19 protein-coding genes are annotated in these 20,198 nt (G+C 57.2%); 9 read left to right on the top strand and 10 right to left on the bottom strand.

What is annotated here, in order from left to right:
• Positions 1 to 5: 5 nt before the first annotated feature.
• A complete protein-coding gene (locus tag RISK_RS24845; RefSeq protein WP_102017670.1) occupies positions 6 to 1,319 on the bottom strand; it encodes a DUF4832 domain-containing protein in 1,314 nt (437 codons plus the stop codon).
• A gap of 26 nt (positions 1,320 to 1,345) precedes the next feature.
• Complete coding sequence (locus RISK_RS24840) at positions 1,346 to 1,654, bottom strand: hypothetical protein (RefSeq protein WP_047817013.1); 309 nt, start codon at positions 1,652 to 1,654, stop codon at positions 1,346 to 1,348.
• Positions 1,655 to 1,948: 294 nt separating this feature from the next.
• Here RISK_RS24840 and RISK_RS24835 point away from each other — a divergent pair, with 294 nt between their 5' ends.
• Both RISK_RS24835 and RISK_RS24830 read left to right on the top strand, forming a co-directional pair.
• Positions 1,949 to 2,932 carry a serine/threonine-protein kinase gene (locus RISK_RS24835; protein ID WP_047817057.1) on the top strand — a complete coding sequence of 328 codons (984 nt, stop codon included), beginning with the start codon at positions 1,949 to 1,951 and terminating at the stop codon, positions 2,930 to 2,932.
• Positions 2,929 to 3,660, top strand: coding sequence for a toprim domain-containing protein (locus tag RISK_RS24830; RefSeq protein ID WP_047817012.1), 732 nt, complete (start codon positions 2,929 to 2,931; stop codon positions 3,658 to 3,660). The genes RISK_RS24835 and RISK_RS24830 overlap by 4 nt, the downstream gene beginning before the upstream one ends.
• Here RISK_RS24830 and RISK_RS24825 read toward each other — a convergent pair.
• Positions 3,643 to 4,686 carry an alpha/beta hydrolase gene (locus RISK_RS24825; protein ID WP_047817011.1) on the bottom strand — a complete coding sequence of 348 codons (1,044 nt, stop codon included), beginning with the start codon at positions 4,684 to 4,686 and terminating at the stop codon, positions 3,643 to 3,645. The genes RISK_RS24830 and RISK_RS24825 overlap by 18 nt on opposite strands.
• Before the next feature lie 371 nt (positions 4,687 to 5,057).
• Here RISK_RS24825 and RISK_RS24820 point away from each other — a divergent pair, with 371 nt between their 5' ends.
• Positions 5,058 to 5,525 carry a hypothetical protein gene (locus RISK_RS24820; RefSeq protein WP_047817010.1) on the top strand — a complete coding sequence of 156 codons (468 nt, stop codon included), beginning with the start codon at positions 5,058 to 5,060 and terminating at the stop codon, positions 5,523 to 5,525.
• A 222-nt stretch (positions 5,526 to 5,747) separates the two neighbouring features.
• On the opposite strand, the gene RISK_RS24815 is transcribed toward RISK_RS24820, so the two are convergent.
• From RISK_RS24815 to RISK_RS24805, 3 genes are all read right to left on the bottom strand, one after another.
• Complete coding sequence (locus RISK_RS24815) at positions 5,748 to 5,966, bottom strand: hypothetical protein (RefSeq protein ID WP_231846276.1); 219 nt, start codon at positions 5,964 to 5,966, stop codon at positions 5,748 to 5,750.
• Between the two features lie 95 nt (positions 5,967 to 6,061).
• Entirely contained in the window at positions 6,062 to 6,469 is a 408-nt protein-coding gene (locus RISK_RS24810) for an HU family DNA-binding protein (protein WP_236696672.1), read from the bottom strand.
• 160 nt (positions 6,470 to 6,629) lie between these two features.
• Entirely contained in the window at positions 6,630 to 7,079 is a 450-nt protein-coding gene (locus RISK_RS24805; protein ID WP_047817007.1) for a YkgJ family cysteine cluster protein, read from the bottom strand.
• A 280-nt stretch (positions 7,080 to 7,359) separates the two neighbouring features.
• Between RISK_RS24805 and RISK_RS24800 the strand changes: the two genes are divergently transcribed.
• From RISK_RS24800 to RISK_RS24795, 3 genes are read left to right on the top strand one after another with little or no spacing between them, the layout of a single operon-like run.
• Positions 7,360 to 8,943, top strand: coding sequence for an ABC transporter permease (locus tag RISK_RS24800; RefSeq protein WP_047817006.1), 1,584 nt, complete (start codon positions 7,360 to 7,362; stop codon positions 8,941 to 8,943).
• A 19-nt stretch (positions 8,944 to 8,962) separates the two neighbouring features.
• Positions 8,963 to 9,133, top strand: a complete 171-nt coding sequence (locus RISK_RS32725; protein WP_053061297.1) for a hypothetical protein — start codon at positions 8,963 to 8,965, stop codon at positions 9,131 to 9,133.
• 31 nt (positions 9,134 to 9,164) lie between these two features.
• Positions 9,165 to 10,433 carry an adenosylmethionine--8-amino-7-oxononanoate transaminase gene (locus RISK_RS24795; RefSeq protein WP_047817005.1) on the top strand — a complete coding sequence of 423 codons (1,269 nt, stop codon included), beginning with the start codon at positions 9,165 to 9,167 and terminating at the stop codon, positions 10,431 to 10,433.
• On the opposite strand, the gene RISK_RS24790 is transcribed toward RISK_RS24795, so the two are convergent.
• The 3 genes from RISK_RS24790 to RISK_RS24780 all read right to left on the bottom strand — a co-directional run bounded on the left by RISK_RS24790 (position 10,421) and on the right by RISK_RS24780 (position 13,034).
• On the bottom strand, positions 10,421 to 11,173 hold the full coding sequence (locus tag RISK_RS24790) for a hypothetical protein (RefSeq protein ID WP_236696671.1): 753 nt from the start codon (positions 11,171 to 11,173) through the stop codon (positions 10,421 to 10,423). The genes RISK_RS24795 and RISK_RS24790 overlap by 13 nt on opposite strands.
• A gap of 275 nt (positions 11,174 to 11,448) precedes the next feature.
• Positions 11,449 to 11,853: a carboxypeptidase-like regulatory domain-containing protein gene (locus RISK_RS24785; RefSeq protein ID WP_236696670.1), complete on the bottom strand. Its 405-nt coding sequence runs from the start codon at positions 11,851 to 11,853 to the stop codon at positions 11,449 to 11,451.
• Positions 11,854 to 12,041: 188 nt separating this feature from the next.
• Positions 12,042 to 13,034, bottom strand: a complete 993-nt coding sequence (locus tag RISK_RS24780; protein WP_047817002.1) for a DUF1559 domain-containing protein — start codon at positions 13,032 to 13,034, stop codon at positions 12,042 to 12,044.
• Between the two features lie 597 nt (positions 13,035 to 13,631).
• Between RISK_RS24780 and RISK_RS24775 the strand changes: the two genes are divergently transcribed.
• The 3 genes from RISK_RS24775 (at position 13,632) to RISK_RS24765 (ending at position 18,051) form a co-directional block, all read left to right on the top strand.
• Positions 13,632 to 14,933 carry a M48 family metalloprotease gene (locus tag RISK_RS24775; RefSeq protein ID WP_236696669.1) on the top strand — a complete coding sequence of 434 codons (1,302 nt, stop codon included), beginning with the start codon at positions 13,632 to 13,634 and terminating at the stop codon, positions 14,931 to 14,933.
• Between the two features lie 104 nt (positions 14,934 to 15,037).
• Positions 15,038 to 17,092: a sulfatase-like hydrolase/transferase gene (locus RISK_RS24770; protein WP_047817001.1), complete on the top strand. Its 2,055-nt coding sequence runs from the start codon at positions 15,038 to 15,040 to the stop codon at positions 17,090 to 17,092.
• Complete coding sequence (locus tag RISK_RS24765; RefSeq protein WP_047817000.1) at positions 17,089 to 18,051, top strand: putative 2-dehydropantoate 2-reductase; 963 nt, start codon at positions 17,089 to 17,091, stop codon at positions 18,049 to 18,051. The genes RISK_RS24770 and RISK_RS24765 overlap by 4 nt, the downstream gene beginning before the upstream one ends.
• A gap of 3 nt (positions 18,052 to 18,054) precedes the next feature.
• On the opposite strand, the gene RISK_RS24760 is transcribed toward RISK_RS24765, so the two are convergent.
• Positions 18,055 to 20,190: a Tex family protein gene (locus RISK_RS24760; RefSeq protein ID WP_047816999.1), complete on the bottom strand. Its 2,136-nt coding sequence runs from the start codon at positions 20,188 to 20,190 to the stop codon at positions 18,055 to 18,057.
• Between the last annotated feature and the right edge of the window lie 8 nt (positions 20,191 to 20,198).

Below are 20,198 nucleotides of genomic sequence, written 5' to 3'. Positions count from 1 at the left end.
ACAGTCTATTTCAGATCCGCAAAAAATTGGATGGCCTGATCGGGCAAGATTGCATCGCATTCGATTTGGAGGTCCTTTCCGGTGACGGTACCGGGGAGGTTTTCGATCGTGAAAGCCCTTGTTTCGCCGGGCAAAAGCCCGCCAAGGGACTGCTGGGACCGATTGCCTCCCACCGCAAAAAAGGCATCCCGATAGAGTGGTGCGACGCCCTCATTGGTGGCTTCCAGCTCGAGCGTCGTGCCCAAATTGGACTTGGAGAGGATTGCCTGGGTGACGCGGAAGCGGTAACCCATCGCCATTCCAGCCTCGCGAATTCGAGCCATCGGTTGGTACTTGGGCTGGTCATTCCCGATCATGAAGGAGACATGGAAGTCGCGGCTGGATGTTTCAACGGAGACCCCGTTGGGGCCGGATTTGGCCAAGGCGAGTTTTTGATCGCGGCGGTTGTAGTAGCTGAATTCACCGCCGCCGGCGTTCCGTTGCCAGCGATCTGTGCCCATCGCGGCCCAGTTCTTGGCGTTCCACTTGGAATGTGATTTCGAAAGAAACGAGTCGTCAAACAATCCGAAATGGAGAGCCAGCAGTGAGTCGTTCCCTGCGATGGGCGTGAACTCATCATCCGCCGCATCGATGCTGATCATCCATGGCAGGGAATCAAACTGCCCGTCGAGATGCCGCAGGAACTTGGATTGGTACTCGGCGGCGGGGAACGTTTTGCCGAGTTCCATCGGACCATCGTAGATGTGGTATTCCGACCAGAGTCCAAATCCGGTTTGAACAAACGCGATCCGCGGGTCGGAGTCATATCGTTTTGCGAATTCGGTGTAGAAGTCCAGCGTGAATTGCTGCAAAGCGGGGTTAGACCAATCGCAGAAATGAGTCGGTTTGCCTTCGCTCTTGGCGATGGTTTCCTGGTAGTCAGCCGCGTCGCGAATGAATGCTGGAACCGTGGTGGTTTTGCCTGGGTAGACAAATCGAAATCGCAGGATGGCTTGATGCGACCGCGAGGCGATGTCGTCGAGAATTTGTTCGACCTTTGAAAAGTCCCATTGGCCGGGGCCGGTCGCGACTTCGTCGTAGCCGCAGTAGCGAAACTCCAGTGAGATCGCGTCGGTGGCAACCTGGTCGTGATCATGCCACAGCACGATGCCGGTCATCGGCTGGACACCATCGATGATCGAATGCAGTGGCAGGTTGGAACGCGACTCAGATGGCGAATTTCCGTCCTGGGCTGAAGCGGCAACTGAGAAGATCAGTGGCAGGCAGATCAGACTCAACCCAAAGGCGGTCGTACGAAGCGGTGGGAATGGGTGGAGCATGGGACTGTCGATGGGAGTGGGCAAGTTCACTCGGAGTCGAATGAATCGGATTCGAGTGGCTCCGATTTGATTTGGGCGATGATTTCACGAGCTTTGGCGGCGTCCCGCTCGAACGTTTTGACTTGGACCCATCCCGGGGCTTCCGCCGCGAATCCGGCGGTGAAACCTCCAACGGCGACGGCACGGATACCGACATCAGCAAGGATGTTGACCAGAACCGCTGCCGCAGGCTCAGTCGGACGTTCGGCCACGGTGACCAGTGTTGCGTCGTCGTCCGCAGATGGGGATGTTCCGCTGGGGGAATGGGGGCCTTCCGGTGGGATCGATTGAGTCATCGGTTTGTTCAGCAGGGAGAAATGAAAATTTGGTGAAGAGAAGACAGGGGGGATCGTTGATGCCAAGCGGACGTTGAGGATACTCGATCTGGTTGGGGGAAGGTCGCGTGGAACGGCGTTGCATCTTGAGCCATTCGCTCGTGCGTGCGTCGACCCTCGGAACGCAGCATCATGTGGGCGTGGCAAGTTCGAAGACAGGAAGAGGAAAAGGCAAAAGAGGAAGGGACGGTGCGTTGCTTTTGACGACAGGATGGCCAGTGGTCGGCAATGGCAGGTGCAGGATACAATTCGAAGATGAGCAATGAATCGACCATCATTCTGGCTGGTACCGACAACGACATCCCATCGCCTCCGCCCCAGGGGCTGAAGCGATACACGGGACTGCGCGAGATGGCACGTGGTGCCACGGCGGTTTTGCAGGCCGGGGTCGATTCGGTCATTGGCCGAACGGTGGCGATCAAGAAGCTGTTGCCAGAGATTCGAACGGATCGCTACGAACGTCGGCGTTTGCTGCGGGAGGCTCGCGTCACGGCTCAGTTGCAGCACCCCAACACGGTGCCGGTCTACGAGATTGGGGACGATGATATTGAAGGCGTGTACTTCACGATGAAGCGGATCTCCGGTGAGAACCTGTTTGAATCGTTGAAGCGGATCGCTCGCAAGGATGAACTCGCCGTCGCCGCGTTCCCGCTGCAACGCCGTTTGGAAATTGTCGCCGATGCTTGTCAGGCGCTGGCTTACGCACACGCTCGTGGGGTGATTCACCGCGACGTCAAACCCGAAAACATTTGGGTTGGCAACTTTGGCGAAGTCATCTTGCTCGATTGGGGTGTGGCCAAGGTTTGGGGGCACGCCGATGATGCGCAGACGTTGCATCGTCAACAGATGCAGCCCGATCATGAGACCAAAACTGAAACACAACTTCAGACCTTGACCGGTGGCGGGCAACGTCCAGGCACGCCGCTGTACATGTCGCCCGAACAAGTCAACGGGAACCGTGGGATCGATGAACGAACGGATATCTTCAGTGCTGGTGTGGTGCTGTACGAATCGCTGGCGATTCGGGAGCCGTTCCGGGGGCGAACGATTGACGAAACGTTTGACAACATCAAGCACGCGGATGTCCCACCGCCCAGCGAAAAGTCGCCCCAGTATGGGATTCCCAAAGAAGTCGACGCGGTGGTCATGAAGGCCATCGCGAAACGTCCCGCTGATCGCTACCAATCGATGCGTGAGTTGATCGCGGATATTCGTGCATTGACCGTCGCGGTGCCGTGAGCGGGCCGTACTTTGCCCCGTACGGCAAAGCCCCGGTGCACTATCCGATGGACGATCCCGCGCGAACGGGCGTCACACCGGACCAAGCCGAGTTGCTGATCGTCGAAGGCGACAGCGCGGCGAAGTCGGTCAATCAAGTTCGGGATGCAACCCGGCAATCGATCTTGGCTCTGCAAGGCAAGCCGATGAACGTTGCCAAAGCCACGGCATCCGTGGCACTTCGAAACGAGGTGCTGACTCGATTTGCATCGACGTTATTGGATCGACGGATCAATCCCGGCGAAGACTGGATCGCCGCGTTGCGAACCGCTGAAACATGTCGCTATGCGAGATTGGTTGTGCTGATGGATCCCGACGCTGACGGCATCCATTGCGGCGTCTTGGTGCTGGGGTTCTTGCTTCGGTACGCGCCCAAGTTGTTCGAGGAGCATCGAGTGTGTGTGGTTCGTCCACCGATGTTCTTGTTTCGGATTCGGGGAGTCGCGTCGGGAGAAACGCGTGGTCAGGATCGAACCTTGGTGGCATCCAACCCGGATCATGCTCAACGAATGGAGGCCAAGTTGGCGGAAGCCGGCGTGTTCGACTACGAGCGATTTCGCCACCGAGGATTGGGTAGCATTCCACCAGCAGTCTTGCGAACCTGTTGTGTGGATCCGGGGACCCGGGCGGCGGATGAGATGAGCCGAGTGGAAGCGGCCTCTGCGGTTCAGCTATTCAGCGGAGGATGAATCTGCGTTGGAGGCTGCGTCCGGTTCACTGACAGGTGAGTTCGTTGCAGGGAAGGCTTGTTCGCGAAGGGCTTTCAGTTTTTGGCCGGCTTGGTCCAGTGTCTTGGTGGGCAGACGATCGTTGTGGAACATGTCAGGCAGTTCGATCCAGTCGCTGTGTTCGAGCGTCAGTGAATCGTAGAGGGCCCGCCCGTTCTTTCGGGGCACGATGCGGTCCGGCACGCCGTGGATTTGGACCAGAGCACCTTCATAGTTTTGCAGGGCCTGAACACTGTCGTATTGGTTCTTCATCAGCCAGCGCACCGGCAGGAAGAAGAATCGATCCGCGCCGACACTGGCAGCGCTATCGAAGGTTCGGTCCAGCAGCAACGCCTCGATCGAATCGCCGCGTTCATGCAGAGCAGCGACCAATCCACAGGCGACACCTCCCCCCAGCGATCGACCGTAGATCATGATTTCTGACACGGGGGTTCCGGTGGTGTGGGACAGGGCATCGATCGCACACACCGCGTCTTCGATCGTGCTGGTGTCACTGGGCGTGAACCCGTCGCTCTGGAAGCCTCGGTACTCGGCGGTCAGGACCGTCGCGTTCCAACTGTCTGACAACCGTCGAGTCCAGTCATCCATTTCGTCTGCGTGGATGCCGTTGCCGTGCAAAAAGAGAACCACGTCGTCCGCATCTTCGCGAATCAGCAAGCGGCCTTCCAGATCCGCTCCATCGACCGCCGGGTAGCTCATCGTTTCCACGACGCCCGGTGTGGGATGGTCGGGTTTGAAGCGATTCGGGTCCATCAGAATGCTGGTGTCGAAGTAGGCACCTGGGAATAGCAAACGCGTTTCCATGACCACCAATCCCACGCAAACGATGACGTAGATGACCGCCAGCAAGCCCGATGTTCGCAGGATCCGACGGCGGATCGACGCCTTTGGTTGGCGAGCTTTCTGGTCGCGGGGGCGATCCGCTTCTTCCGATCTGCGATCCGTGAGGTTGGATTGGTCGGGATGTGCGGCTGGTTCGTTGGGCATCGTGGACTCAGCGACGGGATGGCGGGAGCAATCAGGCGGAGGAATTCGATCCGCGTGCTAGGTTTGGGTTGGACCTTGGTCCAGCAAAGTGGGATCGGCTTCCAGTCTGTCGCTTGCACGGGGGGAGGGCTGATGCGATTGACAATCCACTAGTGGTCTGTCAGGACTTGTTTTTAGGGTAGTGGACGAGGCCACGAGTCCTGAACTGGCGTAAAATCCAAGGACTCGTGGCCTCGTCCACTACGATCAACCCTCACTTTTAACTTTGACGGACCACTAGCAGGCGGATCCCACTTTCGAATTGTCGCTGGTCGGACACGCGTGTGTCCAGGACGTTATTCCGAGTCGCTCGTCATTCAAAATCGCTCGTCATGTGGATTCGCCGATCGTTTACCCAGCTCGAAACCAACGAAGACGCGATTTCTCGCGTTCGTTGTGGCCGGATCGTGATGCGTGACGGCAAGTTGGAACGAATCGAGCAGCACGGGATGCGAAGTCCTGTCTCGGTGGCTCAGGTGTGGTGGCAAGCCAAATTCGCCGCGTTGCAGGGAGACGTTTGCTGTCTCGATTACCACGTGCCGCGAGGGATGAACGCGTTCATGACGCTGGACTACGTTCGCAGTGGTGATGCAACGGGGTTCGCAACCGCGATCGGAGCGTTTCAGGTGCTCGACGAAATCGCGCGGCTTCGGAAGTCGTACGCCATCGTGGCGCACGTGAGCAATGCCCGCATCACCGACCGGCATCTCAAACGAGCCGGTTGGGAAAGACATCTTTTGGATTGGCCTGGGCGACACTTCATTCGGCGAATGCAGCCGAGCGTGTCCAGTTCGGCCTGAGAGGGCCAAACTCGCAACAAACGCCTCGGGAAAAGTTCCCAATTTCAATGCTGGCGGTCGAGCGAAACCACCCGATTCAAGCCACCGGATGGCTTTTGCTGCCTTGCAAAAACCAGATGGATTTCCGAGCGATTGATGAACGAAAGTCGGAAAGACTTTCGTTTGCTCTGATTCTCAGGCGAGATCCACAATGAATCTCGCTGTCTGAGACAATCAGGTGCCCTAGAGCACGCCACCGTGAGTACGGATGGGGGTCATGTGCGAAGGCGAATCAAGGAACCAGAAACGCTCCCATTCGTCGACCAAAGAACGCAGGTCTTCCGAGGTGTACAGCAACTGTTGAACGCGTCGTTCAGGTCGGCTGGAGTAGATCGGCACAAAGCAGCCAACGGAGGTGGCCAGGCCGGCCATCAACACGCATCCCAGAACCAAACGGCTCATGACGGATCGTTGGCCGTGACGGGCTGCAGAATTAGTTTTCGCGGTCGTTTGCGAGCTTTTCATCGTCAGTTCCTCCGTGAACTTGTCGGTGCGTTCTATTGCCAACTGCCCGAAGGGCTGTTGGGGGGGCTGTTTGGCGGACGGTTCGAGTTCGGGTCGTCGGTTTCGTTCGGACGCTCGGCAGAACCGGAGGTTGGCACATGATCCACAGGCATGACCCAGGTGTCAGGCAGGTTGTCGCTGGACAGTTGCCGGACGCGTTGTTCCATCACCTTGCCGGGTTTGAACGTGACGACGTACTTTTCGGGCACGTCGACTTGTTGTCCCGTCTTTGGATTGCGTGCTTTTCGAGCAGCTCGCGGTTTGACTTCGAAAACGCCGAAGTTCCTCAGTTCAATGCGGCCTTCCCGCACCAAGGTTTCGACGATCGAGTCAAACGTCCGCTGCACGACCTCTTTGGTTTCTTGCTGAGTCAGTCCGAGTTCTTCGGAAATGACGCGCACGATTTCTTTTTTTGTCACCCCGGCTGGCTCCGCAAACCATTGTGATTGATGGACTTACAAAGGCAGCTTAGGTTTCAAGTCGGAACCGGTCAAGCCGCCGAAGCAGGCAAGAGTTGGTCCCTGATGAACCGTATCGACCGGCATAACCGCTACACTCCAGTTAAACCGACTTTTCTTTCCGGCGAATCTCGATTTCGTCAAAGTTGTACAGCTTGCCTTTTCCTGCCCCCGGGCAGACTTGGCAGGTTTCCTCCCAATCGGAGGGGCCAGCGAGGGTGCTGTCCCAGAATGGCCAGGTGCGACACTGGATGGGGCGAGCGTTGTAAACCATACACCGTCGCGACTTCGGGTCCAGGAAAATGCAGTCCCCGTCGGGGTATTCAATCAAGCTGAATTGGTTGCCGACGCGACGCAGGAATTTGTGCTCAAACGCCTCTCGGTCCAGCTTCATTTCCTTGGCCAGGCCTTCGATTTCGTTTTCATCGACGAAGACATAGCCGGGTTCACCGCTGCAGCACTCGCCGCACTGAGTGCATTCGAAACGCAATCCATCGGCGTACCAGGGAGCGGACTTGGTTTGAGGACGGGGATGAGCAGGACGTTTGGCCACGGCGATTGAGTGCGAGCGAGATGGTTGGTGAGCAAAGACGAAGCTTAACCGGTGAGGGGCCCCTGCGTCGAGTTCGTCTGAGGGAGTCCGATGGCGACGGAACCGGCACACGCTAAACTCTTGCGTGTTGTTTCGGCGCCTCTTCGGTGCTTGGGCCACGCAGCGAAACTCGACAGTTTTCAATCATGCGTTGCTTGGTAGAGGGATTCGTCAGCATTCCAGTCCGGCTCAACCCAACCCCTTACGCTTGGCATGGACATCATTCACTTGGCGGTTCGTTTTGTCTGACGCATTGACTCTGGACCATCTGTGCGTGTCGGCAGGCCAACGCACGCTGTTGCAAGATGCTCATCTGGCTTTTCCGGATGGCAAGATCACCGTTTTGGTCGGTGGCAGTGGTGCTGGGAAAAGTGTGCTGCTGAGAGTCCTGGCGGGCATTTTGCCACGGCACGGCGACGCGATTCAGTGGAGCGGTGACATTCACTGGCGAGGCGAGTCCGTTGATTCGGAGTCGATGCCGCGAACGGGAATCGTTTTTCAGCAGTTTGCATTGTTCGACGAACTTTCGCCAACCGCGAACGTTCAATTCGCGATTGACCACCGTGCGGATCTCAGCGAATCGCCTCAGCATAGCGCGGCGGATTGGTTGGAATTCCTTGGTGTGCCCGCGTCGACACCTGTGGCGGCACTCAGTGGTGGTCAGAAACAACGTTTGGCGATCGCAAGGACGTTGGCATCCGCGCCCGAAATCATTCTTTACGACGAACCGACCTCCGGGTTGGATGCCGCGACTGGAAAACGAGTCGCGGATTTGATTCGAGAGACGCAGTCTCGATTCGGTCGAACCAGCATCGTTGTGACGCACGACTACGAGACGTTGTTGCCGATTGCCGACGAAGTGTTGTTGTTCGATTCCGCCGGGAAAACCATCCGCCGGATCGAGCCAGCGGAGTGGTCCCATGTCGCCGAACAAATGGAATCGGTGGCGCTGGCGCCTTCACAGCTCAACGAGGTTGTGACAAAGCCAATTTCCCGGACCGTTGAGATGGTCCGGCGTGCAACGCAACGATTCTTGGATTCGACGGGACGCAGCTTGATCGCCGCCGCGAGGCTGCCTTGGGATGCGCGGCCGGTGGTCCCTAGCGTGAAGTGGGCGGGGCGTTTTCTCGCTCACTATTTGCGATTGGTGGGTGGTCCGTCGGCCTGGGTTTATTTGATCATCGCGGGTTTGATTGCGGGATTCACAACCACGTATTTCACGCTGCGGTTTTTGCCGTTTCGGTTGTACACCCAGCCGTTGTTGATCGATGAGTTGCTCTCCTCGATCGGGTTTGCGCTGTATCGGATTTTGGTGCCGGTGTTGGCGACCGTGTTGATCGCGGCCCGGTGTGGTGCGGCAGTGGCCGCTGACGTGGGAGTCAAGCAGTATGGTGGGCAGGTGGATGCGTTTCGGACATTGGGGATTCGCGCCCCGGCGTACTTGCTGATTCCAATTTTGGCAGCCTTCCTGATTGCGACACCGATTTTGGAGTGGATCGCGTTCACCGCCTCGCACTGGATCAGCCGCATCACGTTCAACTTTTCGCATCCGGAAATTGGCGTTCATTTCTGGCAACAACACTTCTTTCGTGCCATCACGCCCGATACGACCGGAGGATCCCTGATCACCTGTTGGAAAGGTTGGGATTGGGTGCTGGCAAAGAACTTGCTTTGTGGTTTCGGCACCGCGGCGATTGGTTACCATCAAGGGATTACCCCCAAACATTCAGCCGGTGATGTCAGTCATTGCATCACCGCAACGGTTTTATGGACGACGCTGTACGTGTTGGTCGTGCACTTCATCGTTGCGTTGCTGGAATTTTGATTTCCCCGTAGGAGACACCATGGACAAGAAGGCGAAGAAACGTCTGGACGTCATCAACAAGAAACTTCAGACCTTGCGTCCTCGACTGGCTGGTTCGAAAGAGCAGGCGGACGATTTGGATGAACTGAAGGAACTGGAAGACGAGATCAAATCGCTCGAGGAAGAAGCCGCCAAGCTGCGAGCGTCTTGAGGATGCGAGAGCCACGAGCGCTGAAAGACCGATGAAGAACCATGTGTGGCAACCGTATTGCCAAATGAAGACCGCTCCGCCGCCGATGAAGATCGTGGCGACGGAAGGTTGTCATTTGATTGGCGCCAGCGGCCAGCGGTGGATCGATGGAATGGCGTCGTGGTGGTCAGCCTGTCACGGTTACAATCATCCTCATGTTCGCGAGGCGGTGACGGAACAGTTGGCGCGAATGCCGCATGTGATGTTCGGTGGAATCACGCATGAGCCCGCCGAGCGTTTGGCGACTCGGTTGGCTGCGTTGGCTCCGGGGGATTTGAATCATGTGTTCTTTTCCGACAGCGGGTCTGTCGCGGTCGAAGTCGCAATGAAGATGGCGATCGGGCACTGGCGTCGCCGCGATCGTCCCGGGCGGACTCGGTTCTTGGCGTTTCACAATGCGTACCACGGTGACACCACCGGCGCGATGTCATTGTGTGACCCGCAGCGAAGCATGCATGCTCGCTACAGCGACGCGATCACGCAGCAGTTCCATGTGCCGCTCCCGCGAGATGAATCGTTCGAAGAAGAGTTGAATCGTGTGCTTTCCGAACATGCTGATTCCATTGCTGGTGTGTTCGTCGAACCGTTGGTGCAAGGCGCCGGCGGGATGCGATTTCACGACGTGGAAACGCTGCGTCGGATCCGAGACGCGTGTCGGCGACATGACGTGTTGTTGATCGCTGATGAGATCGCGACCGGGTTTCAGCGAACCGGGAAAATGTTCGCGGTGGACCACACCGCGGAGGACGAGCATCCGGTGGTGCCGGATATCCTGTGTTTGGGCAAAGCCCTGACAGCAGGCACGATGTCGATGGCAGTCACAATCGCCCGAACACATGTCTTTGATTCGTTCTACGATGACGATCCTGGTGCGGCATTGATGCACGGGCCGACGTTCATGGCCAATCCGCTGGCCTGTTCTGCCGCGAATGCTTCGTTGGATCTGTTTGAGACGACTTCGTATGACATCGATCGCTTGGAATCAGTCCTTCGAGAGCGATTGTCTGTGTTGCGAGAGCTCGACCATGTGGCCGACGTTCGATGTTTGGGAGCGGTCGGCGTGGTCCAGTTTCGCGACCCACCGAAGATGCAGCGTGTGCAAGAGGAGTTGGTTCAACGAGGTGTTTGGTTGCGCCCGTTTGGAGACTGCTTGTACACAACGCCGCCATTGTGCATTGGCGAGGATTCCCTGCACCAAATTTGCGATGCCATGATCGACGCGACACACGCGACGTTGCCGTCCGGCATTCAGTTGCGATAACGCTGGTGGCATTGGTTGCACGCTTGCTTCAGCCGAGCCATGGAGTGTTGGAGTTCATGCCAATCCTTGCCTTCGACTTGGGATTCCATGGACTCGACCAGTTCGACTGAATCGAGCATCCAATCACGCATTTCTTCGTTGCAGACCCGATGGGACTCTCGCAAGGCTTCTTGAAGCAGCCGAACATCGCTGACCTTCCAGGCGTTGTCCTTCATCGCGCTGAGCAGGACTTCGTATTGCAACGAGGTCTCGACCATGTGGGAGGCCAGCGTGCTGATTTCGGCGATCTCGACCAGTTCAGGGAGTTTCGCAGAATCGGGCGGAGGTCGAAAACCATCCACGTCACGCCAAAGACCCGCGTACTGCGATCCCGTGCCTGCCCGTTTCAACAGGGCAATGGCTTGGTTGCGATTCAGCCAACCAGCGGATTGTCCGATCACCGCGGCCATCGCGGGACCACGATGTTTGCCATGATGGCAATGGACATACAGGGGTTCGTGGACCTGTTGAGTCAGTGCTGCAGCGGACTTGCAGGCGTCTGGATCCACCCCGTCGTAACCGATGGGGATATGGATGTATCGCATCCCATGCTTGCGAGCCAATTCAACCTCGGGACGCTGGCCATCCACGCTGACAATCACCTTGACGCCCAATCGAGCCAGTTCGGCGAACGCGGCTTCCCCGACCGGTGCCGCGCCGGACATCAGGTTTGGATGAACGTCGATTCGGTTCTCGAGCAAGGAGTGTTCCGATGCGACGTTCCGTTCATTCGCTGCGGCGGGCTGGTCCGCAAATGTGTGAGGCGACCCAACGAGCGGCGCAATGAGAATGCAAAACCAACCAGGGACCCGTGCGATCCAATTTTGTGAGTGATTCATGCCCCAAAGATAACGCATTTTGAAGCGCAGGGACAAAGTCGGTCTGGTTGAACGACGAAAGGGACGCTGAGAGCAAATTGCTCTCGAGCGTCCCTGGATTGGCTGGTCAGCAAATGGGAGGCACTGGCTCGGAAGTCTTACGACTTTTTGAGTTCGATGGTCACGCTGTTTTCGCCTTCGTTGACGATCGCTTCGATATCAGTGCTGGCTTCATTCCAGTATTTTTCTGGAACTGATTCGTCAATTTTGACGGCCTCTGGCGACCCCTCTTCCATCGGAACCGTTCGGGGCGCGAGGTAGACGCTGTAAGTTCCGGTTGGAACGGGATCCTTCAGAACAAATTGGCCACCGTCTTGGATGTCCGTGCCCGCCGCTTGTCCGGTCGTTGAATCCAAGAACATGACCGCAGCGTCGTCGTAAGGTTTTCCGTTGAGAGTGACGGTTCCCTCGACCGTCCCCTCCGGAGGCGAATCGCTGCACCCGATCGAAATTGTCGTGAGGAATGCCAGGCCGGTGCAGAGCATGGTGGTTGGAAGGTTCATTGAGTTTGATCGTTTCATAGGAAGTGTTGATTTCTCTTGGTGGATTGGTTGTGCTAGCGAAATTCGTGAAGTCGAACTGATTGCCTGGTGTGGGACCGAAGGGCTCACGCCGTGCCACGGCGAGTTAAGAGGCCAAGGTGGCCCTCCAGTGTGTCCCGAAATCGACTGCCTGCGGCTGACTGCCAACCTCACTGCGGAAGCGAGGTGATTTCACCGTCGTAGCGGCAGCACAGTTGCTTCAGCAGCATGAAGTCAATTGAATCCGTGATGAACTGAACGCTGGCGTCGCCCATGACCACGTTGATGCCACCGGTGTGCATGGAATTGATCACGGTGTTGTTGCGGTACATTCGATCGGTGGCCCCGGTTTGCACGATCTGAGAGTTCGGAGCGAATCGGACGCAGGTGGTCCCGGTTTGCCAGAGATCCCAGCTGCTGGAGCCATCCACGGGACGCGGGTGTCGTGACCCCATCCATCCACCGTAATAGTTGGAGGTTCGGTTGACTCCATCGACCCAGCCTGACTGTTCCGCGATCATGATCGCGTTGGTGGTTCCATCCACGACGTCTCGCATCTTGATCTTGCCGTTGGGGAACAGCATCCCGTTGTTGGAGGACCAACCGTGACCGAGGTCTGCGGTCCCTTTGTTGGGATCACCACCAGGAACTGGTCGAGCGGCGCCTTGGATTCCGACATACTGGACGTTCATGGCTCCCTCGGAATTGTTGGAGACCGGAGCATCTTCAAACATCTCGATTGCCGAGGACGGGCAAGCGTAGGTTGGTACGGCGAGATACTTGAGAACTTCATTGCCTTTCAACGCGTCGGCACCCGCCGCACCTCCGGCCATGAAGTGGGACGAGTAGCTGAATTCGAGCTTCTCGTGAATGTTCCCTTGTTCAATGAAAGGCAACAGCAATGCTCGCCAATTGGATCCGCTGGCGGGCCAAGTTTCGCGAAGGTTATAGGAACCTAGCGGGAACGTGGACATGGTGTCGTGATAGTTGTGCATCGCGAGACCGAGTTGCTTCATGTTGTTGGAACAACTCATCCGACGGGCAGCTTCTCGAGCTGATTGGACCGCTGGTAGCAGCAGCCCGACCAAGACTCCAATGATGGCAATGACAACCAGCAACTCGACCAAAGTGAATCCAGAGCGTTTCAATTTCTTCTGACTCATCGACAGGTCCCTAGGTGAGAGTTTCGAAAACGCGAGTTGAATCGAGGAATCGAAACATGGGGTGAAGAAGGGAAGAATCCTTCCCAAAAATTCTCGTCGTCGCGTGAGCTCTGGTCCCGGTTGGGTAGCGTCCGTCACCCACACGATGAAACGCTGAAGGCAAAGGAAATGCCAACGTATGGGGGGCTGCGACGTTTTGGTTGGAGGTTTTGTGCTTCGGGGGCGACTCTTCCCGTCCTAGCGTGCAAGGTGGAGATGGGTGTCGTTGATGAGACGCGGCGAAGTCATTTGCTTGCCTCTGAACGCAGCAGTCACTGCTCATCCGATGCGCAGGACCGCAAGGTGAGTGCGTGTTATCCGAGCAGCCCCCAAAACGGGAGGATGCATTTGCACAGTGCCCGTTGCCGGCTTGGTTGTGAACCTGCGGGAGACCGGTAGAACAGGCGGGCTCAAAGGATCGCCAAGTGTGAACTCAGCCTCGCATTCGCTAGAACCGTTGCAGACCGAACGCTTTGCGGGGTTGGGACCAGTGAACTGGGGAATTTTTTAAGATTCCTTTGACGGCGTTCAAAAGATTGGGTTTGCTGATGCTTGGCCGTGAAGCCATTCTGGCTCGTGCTCAACGAACAAGGAATCAATTTGTCGTTCTACGTCTTTCTGCTGGTCTTGGTATCGCTTTGCTGTGGGGCGGCTCCCGGTTGGTCAGAACCTTCGTTTCGCTCGGTGATTGCCAGCGTGGCGTTGGTCGCTGGTTGGACGATCCTCTGTCACACCGCGGCCAGAATGATGGTGTTGCAGGTACGTCGCGGGCACATGCGATTGCGTGACGCGGCGCGGATGCTGGAAATTCAGCTGGACATCTTTCGGTGGTTAGGATTGCCGGTCGTGTTGGTTTGCCTGGGTGCTTTTTCGCTGGCGGCTTGGACTCGAGAGCAACCGATTTTGGAATCAAGCATGATGCTGCAGTCGATCGTGTTGCTCACACCGGGGATCACGATTCTGCTGGCGACTTGGTCCGCGGAACATGTCTTCGGAGCCCGATTGGGGCTCACCGATTCAACGCTTCGAAACTACTTTGTTTCACTTTGGTCGGGGCTTCGCGGCGGTCCTGTCTGGTTGATCATCCCGACGATGATGTTTCTGTTGCTCGGCGATTTGGCGGAATGGAGCCAACCGCTCGCGACGGGAAACGCTCTTGCAATTGGAATCGCAGTCGGCATCGCGGTGATTGCATTTCTGCTGCCGTGGGTGGTCGCTCAAGTGATTCGGCAAGAGCCCCTTTCCGATGAAGATCGCGAAACAATCAGCCTGTGGTTGGAACGCGTTGGCGTTCGAACTCGAGGATGGGGTGGCATGCGGATTGTGCGATGGAACACAAATGGCCGCGTGTTCAACGCGTTGGTCGCCGGGTTGTTTCGTCCGGGCCGTTTGCTGCTGTTGTCCGATCGAGTGCTCGATGAATTGCCTCGCGGACAAGTGCTGATGGTGGTGATGCATGAAGTTGCCCACGTGCGTCGTTGGCATGTGCCCATCCGAATGGCTGCGGTCGCACCGGCCTGGTTCGTTTCGATCTGGGTGGGATCCTTGTTCACCAATGAAGCTTGGGGAGCAACGGTTGGCGGACTGGCTGGGTTGTTGCTGACGGTGGGGACGCTGAGTGCCGTGGCGTATCTGACTGAATGGGATGCCGACGCGGTCGCTTGCAAGTTGGCAGTCAAAGCGGGGAACCAAGCGGAAGGCATGCCGGCAACTGAAGCGGAGGCGGCGGGAATGATGGCCGCTGCGTTGGGACGAGTCACCGCGGGCCATCCTGCGGCCCGTCGAGCGAGTTGGTTGCATCCAAGTTTGGCCATGCGTGTCAAGCGATTGGCCAAACCACCACGCATCCATCTGATTTGATTAAAGCGATGCAGCGGCAATCAGAAGATGGGGAAGGACGGTGGGAAAGGTTTGAGTTAGAATCGGTGTCCCTCACACGTCCCCCCCCATGAAGAGCTGTTTGCATGCGTTCTCGCCATCTTCTGTGTTTGCTCGTTGGACTGATGGTTTTGTCCAATGGGTTCGCGCCCGCCCCAGCCACTGCGGACACCCCACCTAGCCAACCGAACATCTTGTTCGTTCTCTACGACGACCTTGGTTGGGGCGATTTGGGGTGTTACTACCAGAACGAATCCAAGCACGATCGGACGCATCAAACACCCCACTGGGACGCGATGGCTGCCGAAGGGCTGCAGATGCGAAATCACTACTGCCCGGCTCCGGTGTGTGCTCCCAGTCGTGCTTCGTTGCTGACGGGCGTTCATCAAGGTCATGCGTCGATACGCGACAACCAATTTGACAAGGCATTGCCGGATGTACCGACGGTCGCATCGGTTTTGAAGGACTCGGGATACACGACCGCCTTGATTGGCAAGTACGGGTTGCAGGGGGAAGGCAGCAACGCCGAAACTTGGCCCGCGTACCCGACCAAGCGTGGCTTTGACGAATTCTTTGGCTACGTCCGTCACCGCGACGGGCACAATCACTATCCCGCCGACAAGTGGCCGATCGCCAACGGTGAGGCGCACGCCAACCCGGTGGAACTCTGGCACAACGACGAAGAGATTTCGTCGCAGCTGAAGGGCTGTTACACCGCCGATTTGTTCACCGCGAAAACGAAGCAGTTTTTGGTTGACCATCAATCGCAATCCGCGGACGAACCCTTTTTCGTCTTCCTGTCCTACGACACGCCTCACGCCTCGATCCAGTACCCGGCTTCGCCGTATCCAGAAGGCAAGGGGGTCAAGGGCGGCGTGCAGTGGCTCGGCGAGACTGATCGCATGATCAATACGGTCGGGCCAATCGATTCGTACAAGCATCCTGACTATGCCAATCAGGGCTGGACGGATGCCGAGGTCCGATTTGCAACCAGCGTCCGTCGTCTCGATGACTTGATGGGCGACCTGCTGCAAACGCTTCGTGATCTGAAGATGGACGAGAACACGTTGGTGGTTCTCTCCAGTGACAACGGACCACACAGTGAATCCTACATTCGCAATGTGAATTACAACCCAACTTCGTTTCAGTCCTACGGGCCCTTTGATGGGATGAAACGCGATTGTTACGAAGGCGGGATCCGAGTCCCGACCATCGCTTGGTGGCCCGGGAAGATCGCACCAGGAATCGATCGTAGCGCGAGCCAGTTCCATGATTGGTTGACCACGTTCGCTGATTTGGCGGGAGCAACTGTTCCAGCACGAGCGGACGGTGTTTCGTTGGCACCGACGTTGTTGAAGACGGGGGAGCAAGCACCGCCGACGACTTACGTCGAGTATTTCAACGGAGGCAAAACGCCAAACTACGATGACTTCGAACCCGCCAGACGCGGTGCTCGTCGTGGCCAAATGCAAGCGATCTTCCTGGACGGTTACAAAGGCGTTCGGCACAACATCCAGTCGCACTCGGATCCCTTCGAAATCTACGATGTGGCCAACGACCCCGGCGAAGCGAACAACTTGGCGGGAACATCCGCCGAAATGGATGCGTTGCAACAACGAATGCACGACCGTGTTTTGCAGGTTCGCTCGAACAATGCGTCCGCTCCGCGTCCCTACGATCAGGCCCCCATCCCGGCGGATGACACCTTGGAAGCGAACGCTCCGATGGTCGTCACCTATTGCCCGAGCGAAACGTCAGTGGTCTCGCGTTTAGACCCCGCCCAATCGACCGAGGTTGACATCAAGGAACTGGATGTCGATGAAGCGGTGCGAACCGCCGGCAAAGGAAACGTTCGTGTGCGGTCGGTTCTGAATGTTGCCAAAACGGGACGCTACGAAGTGCGACTGACCGCGACCGGCGACGCTGTGCTGCGGTTGCATGATGCCGCCTTGATTGACACAACGGGGCAATCGAACACCGAGGCGTCCGTCGAGGTCACGCTTGAAGCGGGGACGCACCCGGTTGACATGATCGTCCGTTTGGCGGGCAATGATTCGGTTCCGGCATTGGAACTGAATGAGCTGCCAGACGCTTCCCAGAAGTCACGCCAACCAGCGAAAAAGAAGAGGAATTCCAAATGACTGCTCCCGCCGAACCGCTTCGCTATGCAATTCTTGGAAGTGGTGCGGTCGGCGGGCTGTATGGAGCCATGTTGGCGAAATCCGGATGTGAGGTTCATTTTTTGCTGCATTCGGATTTCGACCACGTTCGCGAAAACGGATTGCGAATCGACAGCGTGCAGGGCGACTTCGTGTTGGAATCGCCGCAGGTTTACCAGTCCGTGGAATCGATGCCCAAGTGCGATGTTGTGATCGTGGCGTTGAAGTCCACTCGCAATGCGTTGCTGGATGAGTGGTTGCCGCAGGTCACGGCGGAGAAGGGCGTGGTGCTGACTCTGCAGAATGGGTTGAACGTCGAGGCGGATGTCCGCCGGACAATCCCTGCAGGACACGTCCTGGGTGGATGTTGTTTCTTGTGCAGCAACAAGGTGGGGCCGGGGCACATCCATCACTTGGACTATGGCCGAATCGCATTTGGTGCCTATCAAGAACCGGGCGTGGACCGATCCTGGGCGGAGTCCGTCGGGCACCGGATCGAAGCGGACATGAAGTCAGCGGGCATCGATGCCAACTGGAACGATGATCTGGCCAAGACTCGTTGGCGAAAGCTGATGTGGAACATCCCGTTCAACGGGTTGTCGGTTGTCCTGGATGCCTCGACCGATCGAATCATCGGATCGCAACCGGGCCGCGAATTGGCGATGCAGTTGATCTCGGAAGTTCACGCGGGCGCGGCGGCCTGTGGTGTTGAGATCGACCAGAAAGCGATTCGGGCGACGATGGAACACACCGAGACCATGGTGCCCTATGACAGCAGCATGCGGCTGGATTTCTTGGCCAAACGGCCGATGGAAGTCGAAGCGATTTTCGGAAATCCTTTGCGAGCGATCGGCGATCAAGCCAGCCAAATCGCCCCGTCAATTTCGATGCTGTATCAGCAACTCGCGTTCTTCGACGAAGCGATCTGCCGAGACGCTTGAAAGCTATCCAAGAGCCTTCTTGGAGACGGCAATGCGTTTGCGATCGAGGTCGATTTCAAGCACTTTGACTTTGACCACGTCGCCGACGGAAACCACTTCGGATGGGTCGCTCACGAATTGGTTGGATAGTTGAGAGACGTGAATCAAACCGTCTTGGTGCACGCCCAGGTCAATGAAGGCACCAAAGTGAGTGACATTGGTGATGACTCCTTCGAGCACCATGCCCTCGCGAAGGTCTGCCATCGATTGGACCGAATCGTCGAACTGGGCAACTTTGAATTCGCTTCGCGGGTCGCGTCCCGGCTTGCCCAATTCCGCGATGATGTCGCGAATGGTGGGGATTCCGAAGCGGTCGTCCACGAAGGATTCCGGTTGCAGTTTTTGGCTCAACGTCGCGTTGCCAACCAAGGTCTTCACGTCGGCCTTCAATTCCTTCGCCATCCGGCTGACCAGCGAGTAGCTTTCGGGGTGCACAGCGGAATTGTCCAGCGGTTCGTCTCCACCGCGGATGCGCAAAAAGCCAGCGGCTTGCTCGAACGCTTTTTTGCCGAGTTTGGGAACCTTGGTCAATTCTTTCCGGCTTCCGAAACGACCGTTGGTGTCTCGGTACTGAACAATATTCTCGGCCAATTTCGGCCCAATGCCTGCGACACGTGAAAGCAACGGCACACTGGCCATGTTCAAGTCCACTCCGACGTGGTTGACGCAACTTTCGACGGTGCGGTCGAGGCACTTGCGGAGGAGAGGCTGGTTCACATCGTGCTGGTACTGACCGACCCCGATGGATTTTGGGTCCGTTTTAACGAGCTCTGCGAGCGGGTCTTGCAGGCGACGTGCGATGCTGATGGCGCCTCGGACGGTGACGTCCAGATTGGGGAACTCTTTCCCCGCCAGTTCGCTGGCCGAATAGATCGACGCGCCCGATTCACTGACCATCACCTTGGTGACATCCAGTTGATTGTCGCGAATCAGTTCGCCGACGAAGGCATCGGTTTCTCGCGAGGCGGTGCCGTTGCCGATGGCGATCAGTTCCACCTGGTGTTTCTGAATGAGCGCCAACAATTGTTTCGACGCACCCGCCGTGTCGGACTTGGGCGGCGTGGGGTAGATCGTCGTGTTGGCCAAGAATTTGCCGGTGCCATCGACCACAGCGACTTTGCAGCCGGTTCGAAATCCAGGGTCGATTCCGATGGTCACCCGTGGGCCACCGGGAGGCGACATCAACAGTTCGTGCAAGTTCTTGCCAAACACGCCGATGGCGTCTTCGTCTGCCTTTTCTTTCAGCATTTGTAGCACAGTGGATTGCGTGGCTGGTTGAAGCAGACGTTGAAAGCAATCTTCGGCGGCGGATTCCAGTTCTTTCGCGAACTCAAAGGAGCGGTTGCGTAGGAAGGTTGATTGAATGTGCGAGATCGCTCGGTCGTCTTCCATTTGCAACCCGACTCGCAAGACGCCCTCGGCTTCGCCACGCAGCATGGCGAGCAGTCGGTGACCGGGGATCCTGGCGGCCGATTCGGCGCGATCCAGGTAGGCTTCGTATTTGTCGGCTTGGTCCTTTTTGCCTCGTTTGACGGCGGAGGTGATTTGTCCGAACTTGGTTCCCTTTTCGACCATCCACTCACGAACCGGTGCGTCCTCACTCCATTGCTCTGCGATGATGTCGAGAGCACCTGCCAGGGCTGCATCGGCATCTGCGACGTCCAAGTCTTCGTTGACGAAGCCAGCGAGGGTTTGCTGCTTGGACTGAGGCAGCTTGGTTTGTTTCAGCAGCAGATCCGCGAGTGGTTGCAATCCTTTTTCGCGAGCGATGGTGGCTCGCGTGCGGCGTTTGGGTTTGTAGGGCAGGTACAGAGCTTCCAAGGTTCGCAAGTCGGTGCAAGCTTCGATTTGCTTTCGGAGGTCCGCGGTCAGGGCGCCTTGTTCTTCGATCGTTTTCAGGACCGTGGTTTTTCGTGCCTGCAAAGCGTTGTGCTTTTCGAGTGCGTCTTCGATTGCACGCAGTGCGATTTCGTCCAAACCACCGGTGGCTTCTTTGCGGTACCGAGCGATGAAGGGAATCGTGTTGCCGGCTTCGAGCAGTTCGATGACCGCGGCGACTTGTTTCTCAGGAAGATTCAGTTCTCGAGCGATGATTTGCATGGGACGGA

It is taken from the genome of Rhodopirellula islandica, from assembly GCF_001027925.1.
Taxonomy (GTDB): domain Bacteria; phylum Planctomycetota; class Planctomycetia; order Pirellulales; family Pirellulaceae; genus Rhodopirellula; species Rhodopirellula islandica.
Note: the sequence above shows the minus strand (reverse complement) of the source record. Positions and strands in the feature narration are given on the sequence as shown.

Excerpts from the sequence above, each read along its gene's own strand:
- RISK_RS24845 (WP_102017670.1), bottom strand. The coding sequence starts at position 1,319 with ATGCTCCACCCATTCCCACCGCTTCGTACGACCGCCTTTGGGTTGAGT.
- RISK_RS24840 (WP_047817013.1), bottom strand. The coding sequence starts at position 1,654 with ATGACTCAATCGATCCCACCGGAAGGCCCCCATTCCCCCAGCGGAACA.
- RISK_RS24835 (WP_047817057.1), top strand. The coding sequence starts at position 1,949 with ATGAGCAATGAATCGACCATCATTCTGGCTGGTACCGACAACGACATC.
- RISK_RS24825 (WP_047817011.1), bottom strand. The coding sequence starts at position 4,686 with ATGCCCAACGAACCAGCCGCACATCCCGACCAATCCAACCTCACGGAT.
- RISK_RS24820 (WP_047817010.1), top strand. The coding sequence starts at position 5,058 with ATGTGGATTCGCCGATCGTTTACCCAGCTCGAAACCAACGAAGACGCG.
- RISK_RS24815 (WP_231846276.1), bottom strand. The coding sequence starts at position 5,966 with ATGAGCCGTTTGGTTCTGGGATGCGTGTTGATGGCCGGCCTGGCCACC.
- RISK_RS32725 (WP_053061297.1), top strand. The coding sequence starts at position 8,963 with ATGGACAAGAAGGCGAAGAAACGTCTGGACGTCATCAACAAGAAACTT.
- RISK_RS24795 (WP_047817005.1), top strand. The coding sequence starts at position 9,165 with ATGAAGAACCATGTGTGGCAACCGTATTGCCAAATGAAGACCGCTCCG.
- RISK_RS24785 (WP_236696670.1), bottom strand. The coding sequence starts at position 11,853 with ATGAACCTTCCAACCACCATGCTCTGCACCGGCCTGGCATTCCTCACG.
- RISK_RS24780 (WP_047817002.1), bottom strand. The coding sequence starts at position 13,034 with ATGAGTCAGAAGAAATTGAAACGCTCTGGATTCACTTTGGTCGAGTTG.
- RISK_RS24770 (WP_047817001.1), top strand. The coding sequence starts at position 15,038 with ATGCGTTCTCGCCATCTTCTGTGTTTGCTCGTTGGACTGATGGTTTTG.
- RISK_RS24765 (WP_047817000.1), top strand. The coding sequence starts at position 17,089 with ATGACTGCTCCCGCCGAACCGCTTCGCTATGCAATTCTTGGAAGTGGT.
- RISK_RS24760 (WP_047816999.1), bottom strand. The coding sequence starts at position 20,190 with ATGCAAATCATCGCTCGAGAACTGAATCTTCCTGAGAAACAAGTCGCC.